Here is a 15,246-nt window from a genome sequence, read left to right as displayed (position 1 = left end):
ACGGCGTGCTCGACCGGCCCATCCCGTCCTTGATCTCATCCTGGGTTGCCGAGCGATCGTTGATCGCCCGCCGCCTCAGGATGCGGGGCGTGGTTCGGATCTCCGGCGATCGCCGACGACCGGCGATGACGGTCGTCGGCGCGGACCGGTCCTAGAAGTACGACTTCAGCACGCCGCGGCGGCGGACGTCGAGGGTCGCGCAGTGGAACGAGCCGCCGAACGGGCCGTAGCTGAGGAACGGCGCCGGGATCGGGTCGAAGCCCCAATCCTTCAGAGCCTTGATCAGCGTCGGCTGGCTCTGGTCGACGACGATCTTCTTCTCGGTGATCGCCAGGACGTTGATCGAGGTCCAGGGCGAGCACATCGAGATCTTGCTCATGAAGCCCTCGACCGGGTCGGGGCGCGGGGCGATCAGCACGTCCCACTTCTTGAGGACCGCCGGCAGCTTCTCGACGTCGACGTAGTCCGGGTTCACCAGCACCTTGCCGGGGGCCAGCGGCATGAACGACGAGTCGATGTGCATCGGCTGCGGGCAGCGGCTCTCGATCTCGTGGATGCGGAAGCCCGGGCCGAGGTGGCGGCGCAGCCACTCGATGCCCATCAGGTTCGTCACGTTGGAGCGGGTGACGAACAGGTCGCGGCCGCAGCGGACGAAGTCGGCGGCGTCGAAGACCGGCTCGAACTCGTTCACCGTGAACTGCATGGGCTCGCCGGCCTTCAGGTTCGGCACCCGGTAATCGTAGTTGTAGAGGTCGTCCGTGAGCTGCGGCCGCGGGGCCGAGGTCCAGCGGGCGCCGGCGCGGAAGTATTCCTTGAACAGCGACCGGTAGGCGTCGCCCTCGAAGTAGCGCGAGCGCCAGCACATCGGGCTCTCGATGATCTCGTCGCCGATGACGAGATACGGGTCGCGCGGGCAGGCCACGCAGAAGCCACGGGAGGACCAGCGCGGGGCCTTGAACTTCTTGGAGAAGTCCACCGCGTCCGGGCGGCGGACCTTCACGCCCTCGCCGGCCAGGATGGTGATGAAGTTGTCGAGCTCGGCCTGGGCGAGCTTCTTCATGAACTTCGGATACTTCCACCCGCTCGCCAGCCGGTAGAACGGCTGCGCGGCGCGCGGCAGGTTGAAGATCACCGTGAGGTGATGGGTCGGGATCGTGGCGCCGTCGAGGGAGCCGACGATCACCTCCTCCAGCGGATCCCACTCGTTCCAGGCCATGACCGGGGACTGGGGGGCCGGGACACCCGGTTCCATTCTGCCCGCAAGGCCGCCGGCATGCGTTTCGTCGGTCACGGCCTCGAGGGCCGTGATCGGTGATTCGCGCTCCATGACGTGTGCCCCTTCTGCGACGTGCCGCGGCCTTCTGCGTAGGCGCTCAAGCCCCGCGCCGCTTTGGCACCCGGTGTGTCAAACGGGTGATAGACACCGCTAATCCGTGCTGCAACGTGACAGAAACGTTCCCGGGCCGACGGACCTATTTCTGCCGCGACCGTGACCGATTTCCCGCATCAAGCCTTTTGCGAGCTTGAAAGACGACAATGAAGCGCCTCACGACCCTGGCCTCGATCGCCGGTCTGTGCACGGTCGTCGGCCTGTTCATGTCCTCCGGACTGGAGGATGTGTCGGCCGCCGTCGTGAGCGCCGGCTGGGGCGCCGCCCTGGTGGTGCTCGCCCGCATCGTGGCCGTCGCCTGGGCGGGGCTCGGCTGGTACGTGGTCTTTCCGCGGGCCGCGGCCAAGCTCGCCGACTGCGTGTCCCTCCGCTTCGTCCGTGAGGGCATCAACACGCTGCTGCCCGTTGCCACCGTCGGCGGCGACTTCGTCGGCGCGCGCCTCCTGTCGAAGCGCAACGTCCCCGGCGCGCTCGCGGGCGCCAGCATGTTCGTCGATCTGATGACCCAGGCGCTGACACAGCTCCTGTTCACCGTGGTCGGCCTCGCCCTGCTGGTCCTGATCTCCGGCGACGGCCCGATCGCCCACACGGTCGAGGGCGGCCTGGCCCTGGCGGTCCCGGCCCTCGGCGCCTTCTACTTGATCCAGCGGCGGGCCGGGCACCGCCTGATCCAGGGGCTGCTCAGCCGCTTCGCCTCGGGGCGCGAATGGCGCGCCTTCGGCGCGATCGACCAGCTGTACGACAGCCTGCGCCGGCTCTACGGCAACCACGGGCGTTTCGCGCTGGCTCTGGCGGTGCACCTCGCCGGCTGGGTGATCGGAACGCTGGAGGTCTACGTCTGCCTGCGCTTCATGGGCTATCCCATCGATTTCGCGCAGGCGCTGATGATCGAGAGCCTCGCCCAGGCGGTGCGCGGCGCGGCCTTCGCGGTGCCCGGTGCCCTCGGCGCGCAGGAGGGCGGCCTGATCGCCCTGTGCGGCCTGTTCGATATCCCGGCCGAGGCGGCGCTCGCCCTCTCCCTGGTCAAGCGCTTCGCCGATCTCGGCGTCGGGCTCCCGAGCCTCCTGCTCTGGCACCGGATCGAGTCCAAGCTCCGGTCCGAGGCGCCCGAGGAGGAGGAGCGCGAGCCGGTGCCGGAGGCCGGACGCAAGGCCAAGAGGATCGCGCCGCCCGCGACGCTGGGGCCGTTCTACAGCTACGCCCCGCCGCGCATGGGATCGCGGCTCGGTGACGGCGAGGAGTTGAAGAAGTGCGCCTGACCCGCCGGCTCGCGGCCGCCCTCGTCGCCGCTCCCTTGAGCACCGTTCCCTCGATCACCGTTCCCTTGGCCCTGCCCCTGCTCGCCGCGGGTCCCGCCTGGGCTGCCGACGAGGCCGCCGTTCAGACCGTGCGCGACCTCTACGCCGCCTTCGCGGCGGCGCTGAAGGATGGCCCGAGCCCCCTGCCGGCGCGGGTCGAGGCCGTCGGGCCGGCGATCGAGAAGGCGTTCGATTTTCCCGCCATGACCCGCATCGCCGTGGGCTCGAAATGGTCGAGCTTCACCCCGGAGCAGCAGGCGGCGGTGATCGACGCCTTCAAGCGCAGCCTGACCGTCACCTACGCCAACCGGCTGGCCCGCGCCGCCGGCGGCAAGTTCGAGGTGACCCCGAAGATCGAGGAGCGCGGCGCCCAGCGCGTGGTGCCGACCCGCGTCACCGCAGCGGATGGCGACGATTCCGCCGTGGACTTCGTGGTCAACGCCGACAACCGCATCCAGGACGTGCTGCTCAACGGCGATGTCAGCGAGATCGCCGCGCAGCGCAACGCCCTGTCGGCGCCGCTGAAATCCGGGGGGGCCGACGGCGTCGTGAAGTTCCTCCGGGCGCGGGCCGACGGCATGCTCGCCGCGAAGCCGACGCCGTGAGCGTCGTCTCCGCCAGTGCCGACCTGAACCGGCCGTTCGCGGCCTTCGCCGCCTGAGGCGGCCGGACGACCGCACGGATCCGACCGGATGGATGTCTCTTCGCTGGCGCTGCTCGGCCTCTCGTGGCTTTCGCTGCTCTGCCTGATCCTGGCGGCGGCGGGCTGCGTCTACGGCTTGGCCGCCGCCGTCTGCGCCGGCCGCTACGCGGCGCGCCGCCCCCCGGTGCTTGCCGGCGGTGCGGCCCGGCCTTCCGTGACCGTCCTCAAGCCGCTCTGCGGTCTCGAGCCGAACCTCTACGCGAATCTCGAGACCGTGCTGCGCCAGGACTATGCCGGACCGGTCCAGATCCTGTTCGGCGTCCAGAGGACCACCGATCCGGCGATCGGCGTGGTGGAGCGGCTGCAGCAGGCCTATCCCGATGCCCGCATCGACCTCGTGATCGACAGTCGCCAGCACGGCTCGAACCGGAAGGTCTCGAACCTGATCAACATGGCCGAGGCCATCGCCCACGACGTGGTGGTGTTGGCCGACAGCGACATGGTGGTCGGCCCCGACTATCTGGAGCGCCTCGTGGCGGAGCTGTCGCAGGACGGCGTCACCGGCGTCACCTGCCTGTATCACGGCGTGCCCGCTTATCGCGGCCTCTACGACCAGCTCTCGACGCTCGCGATCGACACGCAGTTCCTGCCCAACGTGGTGATGGGCCTGAGCCTCGGATTGGCGAAGCCCTGCTTCGGCTCCACCGTGGCCTTCACCCGGGCGAGCCTTGAGGCGGTGGGGGGCTTCCGCACCTTCCGCAACGATCTCGCGGACGATTACGCCATCGGCGCCGCCCTGCGCGGCCTCGGGGGCCGTGTGGCGATCCCCAGCTTCACTATCGGCCATACCAGCGTCGACACCGACCTCGCCGGCCTGTGGCGGCACGAGCTGCGCTGGAACCGCACCATCCGCACCGTCGATCCGGCCGGCTATGCCGGCTCGATCGTCACCCACGCCTTCCCCCTCGCCCTGCTGGGCGCCCTCCTGCCCGGCGCCGGCACCGGCGCGCTCTGGGTCGCCGCTGCGGCGCTGGCGAGTCGGGTCCTGCTCTGTCGGCAACTGGAGCGTGCCTTCGGCTTGGCTCCGCACCCCTACGGACTGTTGCCGATCCGCGACATCCTCTCCTTCCTGAACTTCTCCTGGGCCTTCGTGTCGGGGGCGGTGACATGGAAAGGTCACGATTATCACGTGGTTGCGGATGGCACCCTGATCCCGGACGCCGAACTCGGCCGCGATGCCGGCGCGCCCACCCGCTGATCCCGGCTTTCGCTTCCTTCCCCCTCCCCCCGGCATTGCCCTGAGGCCTTGAACCCCATGCGCACGCTCTTCCTCCAGGCCCCCACCTTCGACGGTTTCGACGGCGGTGCCGGCTCCCGCTATCAAGCCAAGCGCGAGATCAAGTCGTTCTGGTACCCGACCTGGCTGGCCCAGCCGGCCGCCCTGGTGCCGAACTCGAAGCTGATCGACGCGCCGCCGCACAACATCAAGCTTCCCGAGATCGTGGCCCAGGCCAACGATTTCGACCTCGTCGTGCTCCACACCTCGGTGCCGTCGTTCAAGTCCGACGTGAAGACGATCGAGGCGCTGAAGGCCGCCAACCCGAAGCTGATCGCCGGCCTGATCGGCGCCAAGGTCGCGGTCGACGCCGCCGGCGCTATGGCCCAGGCCCCGGTGGTCGATTTCTGCGCCCGCAACGAGTTCGACTTCACCGTCAAGGAAGTCGCCGAGGGCGTCCCGATGTCGGAGATCAAGGGCCTGTCCTATCGCGACGCCAACGGTGTCGTGGTCCATAACGAGGACCGCGAGATCATGACCGACATGGACCAGCTGCCCTTCGTCACCAGCGTCTACAAGCGCGACCTGGAGATGGAGAAGTACTTCATCGGCTACCTGAAGCACCCCTACATCTCGTTCTACTCCGGCCGGGGCTGCAAGAGCCGCTGCACCTTCTGCCTCTGGCCGCAGACGGTCGGCGGCCACACCTACCGCACCCGCTCGGTCGCCCACGTGATCGAAGAGATCAAGTACTGCCTGAAGGAGTTCCCGCAGACCAAGGAGTTCTTCTTCGACGACGACACCTTCACCGACAACCTCCCGCGCGCCGAGGAGATCGCCCGCGAGCTCGGCAAGCTTGGCGTCACGTGGTCGTGCAACGCCAAGGCGAACGTGCCGCGCGAGACCCTGAAGGTGCTCAAGGAGAACGGCCTGCGCCTGCTGCTGGTCGGCTACGAGTCCGGCAACCAGACCATCCTGCACAACATCAAGAAGGGCATGCGGGTCGAGGTCGCCGAGAAGTTCACCAAGGATTGCCACGACCTGGGCATCGCCATCCACGGCACCTTCATCCTCGGCCTGCCGGGCGAGACCAAGGAGACGATCCAGGAGACGATCGCCTTCGCCAAGCGGATCAACCCGCACACGATCCAGGTCTCCCTGGCCGCGCCCTACCCGGGCACGTTCCTGTACAAGCAGGCGGTGGAGAACGGCTGGCTCGACATCGAGAACGCCGAACTCGTCGACGAGAACGGCGTGCAGGTCGCGCCGCTGCACTACCCGCACCTCTCGCACACCGAGATCTTCACCTCGGTCGAGGAGTTCTACAAGAAGTTCTACTTCCGGGCGCCGAAGATCGCCTCGATCGTGAGCGAGATGGTGCGCTCGCCCGACATGATGAAGCGCCGCCTGCGCGAGGGCGTCGAGTTCTACCGCTTCCTCAAGGAGCGTCAGGGCACCGCCAAGGCGGCGTAAGTCAGGGGTCCGGGGCCCTTCGGCCCCGGCGGGGAGCGGGGCAGAGCTCCGCCCCCTACCCAGGGCTCCGCCCTGGACCCGCGAGAGGGCACGCCCTCTCGACACCCGTTACGAGGTTTGCGTGAAGCGTCTGGTCGTCACCGCGGACGATTTCGGGCTGAGCCCCGAGGTCAACGAGGCCGTCGAGCAGGCCCATCGCGACGGGATTCTCACGGCGGCGAGCCTGATGGTCTCGGCGCCGGCCGCCGCCGACGCGGTGGCGCGGGCCCGGCGGATGCCGTCCCTGCGGGTCGGGCTGCACCTCGTCCTCGTCGAGGCGTGGCCCACCCTCCCCGCTGCGGACCTGCCCGACCTGACCGACGCGGACGGCCTGATGCGCGCCGACATGGGGCGCCTCGGCCTCGACTTCGCCCGCAAGCCCGCCGCACGGCGGCAGCTCGCGGCCGAGATCCGCGCCCAGTTCGAGGCCTACCGGGCGACCGGCCTGCCGCTGGACCATGTCAACGCCCACAAGCATTTCCACGTCCATCCGCTGATCGCGGGCGCGGTGCTGCGCATCGGCCGCGACTTCGGCATGCGCGCCCTGCGGGTGCCCCGGGAGCCGCGGGAGATCCTGCGCCGCGCCGAGCCCGGAGCGCGGCCGCGGGCCGCCCTCGACATCGCCCCCTGGGCGGCGCTGCTCGCCGTGCGCGCCCGTCAGGCCGGGCTGCTGATCCCCGACCGCACCCTCGGCCTGGCCTGGTCCGGCGCCATGACACCGGTGCGCGTCGCGGCGCTGCTGGCCCAGCTCCCCGACGGCCTGACCGAACTCTACACCCATCCGGCCACCGGCGGCGGCTTCCCGGGCGAGGCGCCGGGCTACCGCTATGCCGACGAGCGCGATGCGCTGACCGCCCCCGCCTCCCGCGCGGCAGCCGAAGCCTCGGGCGCGATCCGCGGCGGCTTCTCCGACTTCCTCAGTTGACCAGCGCCGATATCTGACTTTAGTCAGATAAAATGACGTCCGCCGAGATCGCCCGTGTCCGCCGGTTCGCCCGTGCCGTCACCGCCGAGGTCGGGGCGCTCGATTCCTCATTCCTCGGCCGTGGCCGTCCCCTGGGGGCCGCGCGCGTCCTGAACGCGATCGGGGCCGGGCGCACGGAGGTCGGCGCGATCCGCACCTATCTCAGCCTCGATTCCGGCCTGATGAGCCGTCTCCTGCGGGGCCTGGAGGAAGAAGGACTGGTCGCGACGGCGCCGCATCCCGCGGATGCCCGTCGCCGGATCGCGTCGCTGACCGAGGCCGGGCGGAGCGAGTTCGCGGCCTACGAGGCGCTGTCGGATGCCCGCGCCGTCGCCCTGCTGGAGCGTGCGCCGCAGATGGACGCGCTCCTGCACGCCATGGACCGGGTCGCCCTGGTTCTCGGCCACGACGCCATCGCTATCACGGAGACTGATCCGACCGGCGCAGCGTCCCGCGCCTGCCTCGACGCCTACTACGCCGAGCTGGCCAGCCGATTCGCCGGCGGGTTCGACGTCGCGCGGTCGTGCGACCCCGAGGCCGCCGCCATGGTGCGCCCACGCGGCGTGTTCCTGCTCGCGAGCGGCGACGGCCTGCCGGTCGGATGCGTCGGGCTCAAGGGGAGCGGCGGCGCGGTCGCGGAGATCAAGCGGCTCTGGATCGATCCCGCGGCCCGCGGGCTGGGCCTTGCCAAGCGGTTGATGCAGGCGGCCGAGGTGGCCGCCCGCGACCTCGGGATCCGGACGCTGCGGCTCGACACCAACAGTGCCCTCCCCGAGGCCCTGACGCTCTACCGGCGATCGGGCTGGGTGGAGATCGACCGGTTCAACGACGACCCCTACCCGGACCATTTCTTCGAGAAGGCCCTCTGAGGCCTTCCGTAGCGCCGGCCGCGACCGGCCGGCGCGACTCGGCCCGTCCTATTTGGCCGGCACCGGATCCTGGTGCGGGGCGGTCTTGCGCAGGGCCGCGCCAGCCGCCTTCTCGGCTTCCGGACGGTCATCGTCGGGCTGCGCCGGCGGCTCACCGAGGGTTGCCGGCACGACGAAGAACGCCGCCACCAGGGTGAAGAACAGCGACAGCGCCAGCAGCTTGCCCATGCTCGCCGTGCCCGGATGGCTCGACAAGACCAGCGATCCGAAGGCGCTGCCGGTGGTCAGCGCGGAGAAGAAGATCGCCCGGGTCAGGCTGGAGGCGAGCATGTCGGTCACGCCCGCCCGCCACGCGATCACGTAGTAGATGTGGAACGCCACGCCGACCGCGAGCATCAGCGGCAGGGCGATGATGTTGGCGAAGTTCAGCGGCATGCCGACGATGCGCATCGCCATGAGCGTCCAGAGGGTCGCGATCACCAGCGGGCCGAGGGTCATCGCCACGTCCCAGGGTTTCCGCAGGGCGACCGACAGGATGACGAAGATCAGCACGAAGGCCGTCACCGCCGCCTGCACGAAGGCGCCCAGGATCGTGTAGCTCGACTGCGTCGTGGCCACGGGCGCACCGGTGGCGTGCGGGGCGACCTTCAGGACCTCGTCCGAGAAGCGGCGCAGCACCGTGTCGTCGTTCGAATCACCCTTGGGGTGGACCTCGATGCGCGCACGCCCGTCCGCCGCCACCCAGTCGGCCTTGAGCTGCGGCGGCAGGTTCTCCAGCGTGATCTTCTCGGGATGCAGCAGGTCGCGCAGGCGCGCCAGCAGCGGCACGAGGTCCTTGGTCAGCGCAACCGAAGCCGCCTCGCGCATCTGCACCGGGCCGGCGGCGAGCTTGTCGAGGGTGCCGGCGAGGCGCTTGGCCTCCTGGGCGCCCTTCGCGTCGCCCTTGGCGTCGGTCGAGAGGCCGTTGAGCGCCGCGGCGGCGTCCTTGAGCGCCTTGACGTTGTCGGCGTCGGTCGGCGGCGGCGGCCGGCGGCCGGGATTGAGCACCGGGTCGAGGAGCTGGGCCGTATCGGCGACCTGGGCCAGCTTCTTGTCCTGGTCGCGCGGGACGAACGTGTCGATGCTGTTGACCGAGGCGGTGACCGGAAGGGCCAGAAGCGTCTTCGACAGCGCCGGGACTGCGTCGACGCTCGGCGCCAGCACGTCGATGAAGTTCGGGCTGGTCTCGGGATTCTTGATCAGGTCCAGATAGGTCGCGATGGACTGCGTCTTGGGGCTGCGCAGGTGCATCGGGTTCGAGTCGAACGGCAGGTGCCAGAGCAGAGGCGCCCCGGCCAGGGTCACGAGGCCGACGCCGATCAGGATCGGCTTGCGGTGCTGGATGATCCACGGATCGACGCCGACGAGCCAGTTGGTCTGCACCGCCGCCTTCTCGCCCACGGGCTTGAACACCGCGATCAGCGCGGGCAGCAGCGTCAGGGAGAACAGGAAGGCCACGACCATGCCAACGCCGGCGATCAGGCCGAGCTCAGACACGCCCCGGAAGGCCGTAGGCAGGAAGGCGAAGAAGCCCGCGACCAGCGACACCGCGGCGAGCGTCAGCGACCAGCCGACCCCGCGCGCGGCGGCGCGGATCGCGCTCTCCAGGGTCGGCTGCTCGTAGCGGTCCGCCCGGTAGCGCACCGAGAACTGGATGCCGAAATCGATACCGAGCCCGACGAACAGGGCCGCGAAGGCCACCGAGATCGGGTTCAGCTCCTTGACCATGACGAGGCCCAGGGCGGCCGTGACCACGAGACCCGCGAAGGTGGTGATGATCACCGCGCCGACGAGCTTGCCCGAGCGCAGGGCCAGCCACAGGAACAGCACGATCGCGCCGACGATGATGCTGTTGTTGAGGCCCGCATCCTCCGACAGCGTCGCGAACTCCTCGTCCGCCACCGCCACCGTGCCGGTCAGGCGCATGCGCAGGCCGTTCTGCCCGTCGATCCCGAGATCCTTCGCGACGTTGCGGATCAGCTTGGTCGCCTGGTAGCCGGGCTCCAGGGCGTTGAAGTCGAGGACCGGCTGGATCACCACGAACTTCATCTTGTCGGTGACGCTGGTCTGGCCCCCCGACAGCAGCTCCTGCCACGACATCCGCGCCGGCTTGCCGGCCAGCACCTTCTGCAGCGTGTCGTCGATCTGCCCCATGGGCTTCTCGAGATCCTCGAGCTTGGCGTCGCCGGTCTTCACGCCGCGGGCGCCCAGCGTCAGCACCCGCATCACGCCCCGCAGGGACGGATCGGCGGCGAGCGGCCCGAGCAGGCCCTGCTGCTGGGTCAGCGCTTCGAGGGTCTTGTCGAGGTCCGCCTGCGACATCAGCAGCAGGCCGTTCTTGTTGAAGAACGGGCCGCCATCGGGCCGGTAGACCGTCTCGATCAGGTTCTTGTGGGCGGTCAGCGCCTTGGCGAGGTTGGCGGCCGCCTCCTCGGTCTCCTCGGGCGTCTCGCCGTTGATCACCGCGACGATCGTGTTGCTGCGCTGCGGGAACGCCTTCTCGAAATTGATCTCGTCCTGCCGCCACGGCTCCTTCGGGTCGATCAGCCGCTCGACATCCGTGTTGATTCGGAACAGATGCGCCGCGACCCCGAGGCTCGCGACCGTGACGAACGCCGTGAAGGCGATCACGATCCACCGATACCGCACCGAGAACGCGACGAGACTTTCGATCACGAGCACCCTGCCTGTTCGCATCGGACGCGCCCCATGCGCGACCGGCTCCTGTCATTCGTCCGGTCCAGACCCCGCCCACCGACACGGACGGGCCCCGGGCTCCGCCGGCCGATCGCGCCGCAATCCGGTCGGGTGCGCATCGGGTTCGAGGAACGCCGCACTGCCCGTTCTGGCCACGCCTTGCGCGTCCAGGACCCGACTCCGCCCGATGATGCGGTCCGCGGTCGGGTCACCCGCCGCGGGCCGGGACTTGCATCGCGGCCACGAGGCTCAGTAAAGAGGGCGATGCCAGATTGCAACGCGGCCGCTGTGGCGCGCATCCCGCGCCTGTCCGTGTGCGCTAGCGCACGGCGATCCTGGCGCGGCCACCAGAATCTTGGGATTCCGGTCGTATTGCCGACGCAATGCACGTGCTGTCCTCAACGATCGGACGTCTCCGCCCACGGATCCCGCGGGAGCGGTGCGTGTGGCGCCGTTGCGTCAGGAGCAGGATAAGATGTCATGACCTCGCCGAAACGGGGTCGTTTCAGATTAGTTCCAAGCTAGATCGCTGGAATTCGAGATTTTTTCGCGTTAAGCACCCCAATGCCCCGGGGTCGACGAAGTAAGGAGCCGCAATCTTGGGTATCCCCCTCCGGTACGTCGCGAAGATCGGCGGCTACATCCTGAAGCAGCACCTCACGGGCCGCAAGCGCTACCCGCTTGTGATGATGATGGAACCGCTGTTCCGCTGTAACCTGGCCTGCGCCGGCTGCGGCAAGATCGACTATCCGGACGAGATCCTGAACAAGCGCCTGCCGGTCGCCGACGCCCTCGAATCGGTGCGCGAGTGTGGCGCTCCGGTGGTGGTGATCGCCGGCGGCGAGCCGCTCCTGCACAAGGATCTGCCGCAGATCGTCGAGGGCATCATCGCCCAGAAGAAGTTCGCGATCGTCTGCACGAACGCGCTGCTCCTCGAGAAGAAGATCAAGGAGTATAAGCCGAGCCCGTACTTCACGTGGTCGATCCATCTGGACGGCGACAAGGAGATGCACGACCAGTCGGTGTGCCAGCGCGGCGTCTACGACAAGGCCGTGGCGGCGATCGCGAAGGCCAAGGAGATGGGCTTCCGCGTCACCATCAACTGCACCTTCTTCAACAATTCCCAGCCGGAGAAGATCGCCGACTTCTTCGACAGCGTGACCCGGATGGGTATCGACGGCATCACCGTCTCCCCCGGCTACGCCTACGAGCGCGCCCCCGACCAGAAGCACTTCCTGAACCGCAAGGCGACGAAGGACCTGTTCCGCGGCGTGTTCCGGCACGGCAAGGAGAAGGGCCGCGAGAAGTGGACCTTCCAGCAGTCGGGCCTGTTCCTCGACTTCCTGGCCGGCAACCAGACCTACCATTGCACCCCGTGGGGCAACCCGACCCGCACCGTGTTCGGCTGGCAGAAGCCCTGCTACCTGCTCGGCGAGGGCTACGCGGCGACCTTCAAGGAGCTGATGGAGACCACCGACTGGGATTCGTACGGCACCGGCAACTACGAGAAGTGCGCCGACTGCATGGTCCACTCGGGCTACGAGGCCTCCTCGGTGGTCGATTCGGTCCGCAAGCCCTGGAAGCCGCTAGTGCACGCGATCCGCGGCATCAAGACCGACGGCGCGATGGCCCCCGAGGTCAGCCTGGAGAACCAGCGCCCGGCCGAGTTCGTGTTCTCGCGCAACGTCGCGCAGAAGCTGTCCGAGATCAAAGCGGCCGGCGTCGACACGAAGCAGGAAGCCCGCAAGCGCACCGCCGCCTGACCGGCCCGAACGATTGACGACACGAGACCCGCGGCCGCGAAGCCGCGGGTCTTTTGGTTTCCGCATCTCCTTGTCGCGTCAGCCGAGCCGCGGCACGTGCGGGGCGCAGGCGCGCGGCAGGGTCCCGTCGAGCCGCGGATCGGGCGCGACCTCGACATGGACCGCGAAGGGGACGAAGCCGGAGCGCCGGTAGAAGGCGAGCGCGCCGGGATGGTCCAGGGTGCAGGTATGCACCCAGAACCGCGTGATCGGACGCGCCCAGGCCCGGCCGATCGCCGCGTTCATCAGCGTGCGGCCGATCCCGGTTCCGACCGCGTCCCCGGTCAGTCCGAGAAAGACCAGCTCGCAGGTGCCGGGCCTGCGGAAATCGAGTTCCAGCATGCCGACGTTCCGCCCGTCCCGCCGGAGCGCGAAGATCTCGACGTCCCCGTCGGCCAGGATCGCCGCCAGCGCCCCGTCCGCCAGTGTGAGCCGCGAGAACCAGAGCCAGTCGGCGCCGACCTCCCGGAACAGGGTCCGGTAGGTCTCCGGGTCGGTGCGCGCCAGGGGCTCGAGGGCGAGCCCCGGCGGGAACGGCCGTCCGGGACGCGGGGGCGGCGGGCGGAGCATCTCCAGGCTGGTGACGATGGTGGCGAGATGGCCCGGCGGCACCGCCGCGTAGCCCGGGGTGAGGGTCGGGATCCCCGTATCCGGCAGCATGAATCTCCTCCGCTGTCGCGTCGGCGCGGCTCGGTCACGCGGCCCGCGGGCGGCGCCGCGCGACGAGCCACGGCAGCACGCAGAGCGCCGAGACCGCGATGGACACGGCGTAGGCCGCGACCGGGTCGATTCGCCCGAGCAGCAGGTGCACGCAGACGTAGAAGGCGAGCACGCCGAACGCGCCCTGGGCGCTGCCGCGCACCACGTCGAGGGCGGCGCCGACACCGTCCTGAACCCGGGCGAAGACGATCAGCGGCCAGGAGATGATCGGGATCGGCGCCAGGACGCCGCTCAGGCCGGAGCCGAGATGCGGCGCCAGCGTCGAGACCAGCAGGACCAGGGCCGTGGCGGCGGCGAGCCGGGCCGGCATGTCCCAGCGCGGCGGGCGCGACCGGCGGACCGGCGCCTCGGTCCCCACGCGCGGCCGGCACAGGGCGACCACCAGCGCCATCGCCGGCAGGTCGATCGCCGTGGCGAGCCACAGGCCGGGCTGGAGGAGTCCGTGCAGCAGTGCGCCGCCGAGGATGAAGGCCGCCAGAGCGAGGAGGATGGCGGCGAGGATCCCCATCCGTGGCGCGGAGACGGCGTAGGCGAGATAGCTGACCGCGACCGCGCCCAGACCCTCCACCGAGCCGATCGCGGCGTCGGCGGCGAAACGCTCGCCCTGCTCGGCGGCGAGGTAGATCGAGATCGGCGCCGAGGTGAGCGGCAGCCCCGAGAGCAGGCCGCCGACGAGGCTGCCCCACCGCCGCGCCGCCGCCGAGACGGCCCACATCAGCGTCGGCGTGACGATGATCTTGGCGGCGATCAGGCTCATGGCGATCCGAACGGCCCGCGGCGTCAGGCCGCCTGGGGCGGCCCGTCATCCTCCGGGTCGGCCGGCGAGTTGAGGATGTCGTCCAGCTCGTCGACCAGCCGGTCGATCTGGTCCTCGGTGGCGAGCACCTTCAGAACCTCCCCGGATTCCGTCTCCACGGCCAATTCGATATGCGGCCCCACCCGGGCCGTCAGGATCCGGGCCAGGATCTTGATTGCACTCATGCGACTGCCTCCTCCGCGGCGATGAGGCCGACCGCCACCGCCGGTCCACAGGTCGAGATCCCGTCGCGGGCACCGCCGATCCGGTCCGCAAGCAGCGCCACCAGCGGCGTCGCCGGCCGGCCGAGCCGCTCCGCGAGGCGGGCGCCCACGAAGGCGCCGGCGCCGCACAGGACGAGGGGCGCGTCCGCGCCGAGATCGGGCCGGCTGAGGAGCTCCGCCGCCGCGTCGTGGAGCAGGCGCAGCTGCGCCTCGGCGAAGTGGGCGGCGAGCGCCGTCCAGGCCGAGGCGGGCGCCTCCGCCCGGTCGCGCCCGACGATCCGGGCGAGCCGGGTCTCGCTCTCGGCGACCGTCTTGCCCTTGCGGTCGCCGCTCGGCTGCTGGTCGGCGCCTTCGGGGAGCAGGCCGAGGATGCGGTAGACGTCCGCCATGTGGGCGAAGGTCTCGGTCATCAGCCGGGTCCGGCGGCCCGCGAAGGGGGCGTGGCCGGACAGCGCGATCACCGGCGTGCGTACCGCGCCGGTATAGACGAGCTCGCCGGTCTCCAGCCGCTCGGCATCGCTGTAGCCGGTCGCGGCCGGCCGCCCACCCACGATGGGAATCAGGTCGGCGGTGGTCGAGCCGATATCGATCAGGAGCGCGTCCGGGACGACCCGGCCGGCGAGGGCCGCGGTGGCGTGCCAGTTGGCCGAGGCCACGTCCGCCGACAGGGAGGCGGCCGCCTCCGGGGCGACGAAGCCGGATCGGCCGGCATAGATCCGCACGGTTCCGGCGAGGTGCGATTCGGCCCATCCGGACAGGGCCGCGACGCCGTCGCGCCGGTCGGCGAAGCAATCGGTCAGTTCGCCCGTCATGGTCACGGCGTGCAGGGCCGCGCCGCGGGCCCAGTCGGGGGCGGCCTCCAGCGCCCGGTCGAGGGCCGGCAGGCCCTGCCAGAGCGGGCACGGCACCTGGGCGGCGGCCACGACGCGGCCGTCCTCCACCAGGGCGACCTTGACGTGGACCCCGCCGAGGTCCCACCCGATCGTCATTGGGTTTGATGAGCGCATGGGACCGCG

The 15,246-nt window shown here is 70.0% G+C and carries 13 protein-coding genes; 7 read left to right on the top strand and 6 right to left on the bottom strand.

Annotated elements, in window-relative coordinates; genetic code table 11:
- Positions 1-151 precede the first annotated feature (151 nt).
- Entirely contained in the window at positions 152-1,327 is a 1,176-nt protein-coding gene (locus P9K36_RS06345) for an amidinotransferase (protein WP_278306689.1), read from the bottom strand.
- A 209-nt stretch (positions 1,328-1,536) separates the two neighbouring features.
- Here P9K36_RS06345 and P9K36_RS06340 point away from each other — a divergent pair, with 209 nt between their 5' ends.
- The 6 genes from P9K36_RS06340 (at position 1,537) to P9K36_RS06315 (ending at position 7,952) form a co-directional block, all read left to right on the top strand.
- Positions 1,537-2,649 carry a flippase-like domain-containing protein gene (locus P9K36_RS06340; RefSeq protein WP_043350577.1) on the top strand — a complete coding sequence of 371 codons (1,113 nt, stop codon included), beginning with the start codon at positions 1,537-1,539 and terminating at the stop codon, positions 2,647-2,649.
- Positions 2,640-3,293, top strand: coding sequence for an ABC transporter substrate-binding protein (locus P9K36_RS06335; RefSeq protein ID WP_043350575.1), 654 nt, complete (start codon positions 2,640-2,642; stop codon positions 3,291-3,293). Before P9K36_RS06340 ends, P9K36_RS06335 begins: the two co-directional genes overlap by 10 nt.
- Positions 3,294-3,380: 87 nt before the next feature.
- A complete protein-coding gene (gene hpnI, locus P9K36_RS06330; protein WP_043350573.1) occupies positions 3,381-4,589 on the top strand; it encodes a bacteriohopanetetrol glucosamine biosynthesis glycosyltransferase HpnI in 1,209 nt (402 codons plus the stop codon).
- 57 nt (positions 4,590-4,646) lie between these two features.
- Positions 4,647-6,080, top strand: a complete 1,434-nt coding sequence (hpnJ, locus tag P9K36_RS06325; RefSeq protein WP_043386333.1) for a hopanoid biosynthesis associated radical SAM protein HpnJ — start codon at positions 4,647-4,649, stop codon at positions 6,078-6,080.
- Positions 6,081-6,201: 121 nt separating this feature from the next.
- Positions 6,202-7,044, top strand: coding sequence for a hopanoid biosynthesis-associated protein HpnK (gene hpnK / locus P9K36_RS06320; RefSeq protein ID WP_278306688.1), 843 nt, complete (start codon positions 6,202-6,204; stop codon positions 7,042-7,044).
- A 32-nt stretch (positions 7,045-7,076) separates the two neighbouring features.
- The gene (locus P9K36_RS06315; RefSeq protein ID WP_053610577.1) at positions 7,077-7,952 is read left to right on the top strand and encodes a bifunctional helix-turn-helix transcriptional regulator/GNAT family N-acetyltransferase; all 876 of its coding nucleotides are present in this window, start codon (positions 7,077-7,079) and stop codon (positions 7,950-7,952) included.
- A 48-nt stretch (positions 7,953-8,000) separates the two neighbouring features.
- Here the strand turns inward: P9K36_RS06315 and P9K36_RS06310 are convergent, their stop codons facing one another.
- Positions 8,001-10,667: an MMPL family transporter gene (locus P9K36_RS06310; protein ID WP_043386381.1), complete on the bottom strand. Its 2,667-nt coding sequence runs from the start codon at positions 10,665-10,667 to the stop codon at positions 8,001-8,003.
- Between the two features lie 620 nt (positions 10,668-11,287).
- On the opposite strand from P9K36_RS06310, the gene hpnH reads away from it, so the two are divergent.
- On the top strand, positions 11,288-12,451 hold the full coding sequence (gene hpnH / locus P9K36_RS06305) for an adenosyl-hopene transferase HpnH (protein ID WP_043386340.1): 1,164 nt from the start codon (positions 11,288-11,290) through the stop codon (positions 12,449-12,451).
- 78 nt (positions 12,452-12,529) lie between these two features.
- Here the strand turns inward: hpnH and P9K36_RS06300 are convergent, their stop codons facing one another.
- Genes P9K36_RS06300 through P9K36_RS06285 form a run of 4 tightly spaced genes read right to left on the bottom strand, consistent with a single transcriptional unit; the run spans position 12,530 to position 15,237 of the window.
- Entirely contained in the window at positions 12,530-13,150 is a 621-nt protein-coding gene (locus tag P9K36_RS06300; protein ID WP_053610576.1) for a GNAT family N-acetyltransferase, read from the bottom strand.
- 34 nt (positions 13,151-13,184) lie between these two features.
- Positions 13,185-13,967: a hypothetical protein gene (locus P9K36_RS06295; protein ID WP_278306687.1), complete on the bottom strand. Its 783-nt coding sequence runs from the start codon at positions 13,965-13,967 to the stop codon at positions 13,185-13,187.
- A 23-nt stretch (positions 13,968-13,990) separates the two neighbouring features.
- Positions 13,991-14,191 (bottom strand): hypothetical protein, encoded by a 201-nt coding sequence (locus tag P9K36_RS06290; protein WP_043350558.1) that lies wholly within the window; start codon positions 14,189-14,191, stop codon positions 13,991-13,993.
- Complete coding sequence (locus tag P9K36_RS06285) at positions 14,188-15,237, bottom strand: hydantoinase/oxoprolinase family protein (RefSeq protein WP_278306686.1); 1,050 nt, start codon at positions 15,235-15,237, stop codon at positions 14,188-14,190. Before P9K36_RS06285 ends, P9K36_RS06290 begins: the two co-directional genes overlap by 4 nt.
- Between the last annotated feature and the right edge of the window lie 9 nt (positions 15,238-15,246).

This window comes from Methylobacterium sp. 391_Methyba4, from assembly GCF_029691625.1.
GTDB classification, from domain to species: domain Bacteria; phylum Pseudomonadota; class Alphaproteobacteria; order Rhizobiales; family Beijerinckiaceae; genus Methylobacterium; species Methylobacterium fujisawaense.
This window is presented reverse-complemented; position numbering and strand designations above follow the sequence as displayed.

Bases quoted from the DNA above. Each gene is read 5' to 3' on its own strand.
- P9K36_RS06340 (WP_043350577.1), top strand. From the start codon at position 1,537: ATGAAGCGCCTCACGACCCTGGCCTCGATCGCCGGTCTGTGCACGGTC.
- hpnJ (WP_043386333.1), top strand. From the start codon at position 4,647: ATGCGCACGCTCTTCCTCCAGGCCCCCACCTTCGACGGTTTCGACGGC.
- hpnI (WP_043350573.1), top strand. From the start codon at position 3,381: ATGGATGTCTCTTCGCTGGCGCTGCTCGGCCTCTCGTGGCTTTCGCTG.
- P9K36_RS06290 (WP_043350558.1), bottom strand. From the start codon at position 14,191: ATGAGTGCAATCAAGATCCTGGCCCGGATCCTGACGGCCCGGGTGGGG.
- P9K36_RS06345 (WP_278306689.1), bottom strand. From the start codon at position 1,327: ATGGAGCGCGAATCACCGATCACGGCCCTCGAGGCCGTGACCGACGAA.
- P9K36_RS06315 (WP_053610577.1), top strand. From the start codon at position 7,077: ATGACGTCCGCCGAGATCGCCCGTGTCCGCCGGTTCGCCCGTGCCGTC.
- P9K36_RS06285 (WP_278306686.1), bottom strand. From the start codon at position 15,237: ATGCGCTCATCAAACCCAATGACGATCGGGTGGGACCTCGGCGGGGTC.
- P9K36_RS06300 (WP_053610576.1), bottom strand. From the start codon at position 13,150: ATGCTGCCGGATACGGGGATCCCGACCCTCACCCCGGGCTACGCGGCG.
- P9K36_RS06295 (WP_278306687.1), bottom strand. From the start codon at position 13,967: ATGAGCCTGATCGCCGCCAAGATCATCGTCACGCCGACGCTGATGTGG.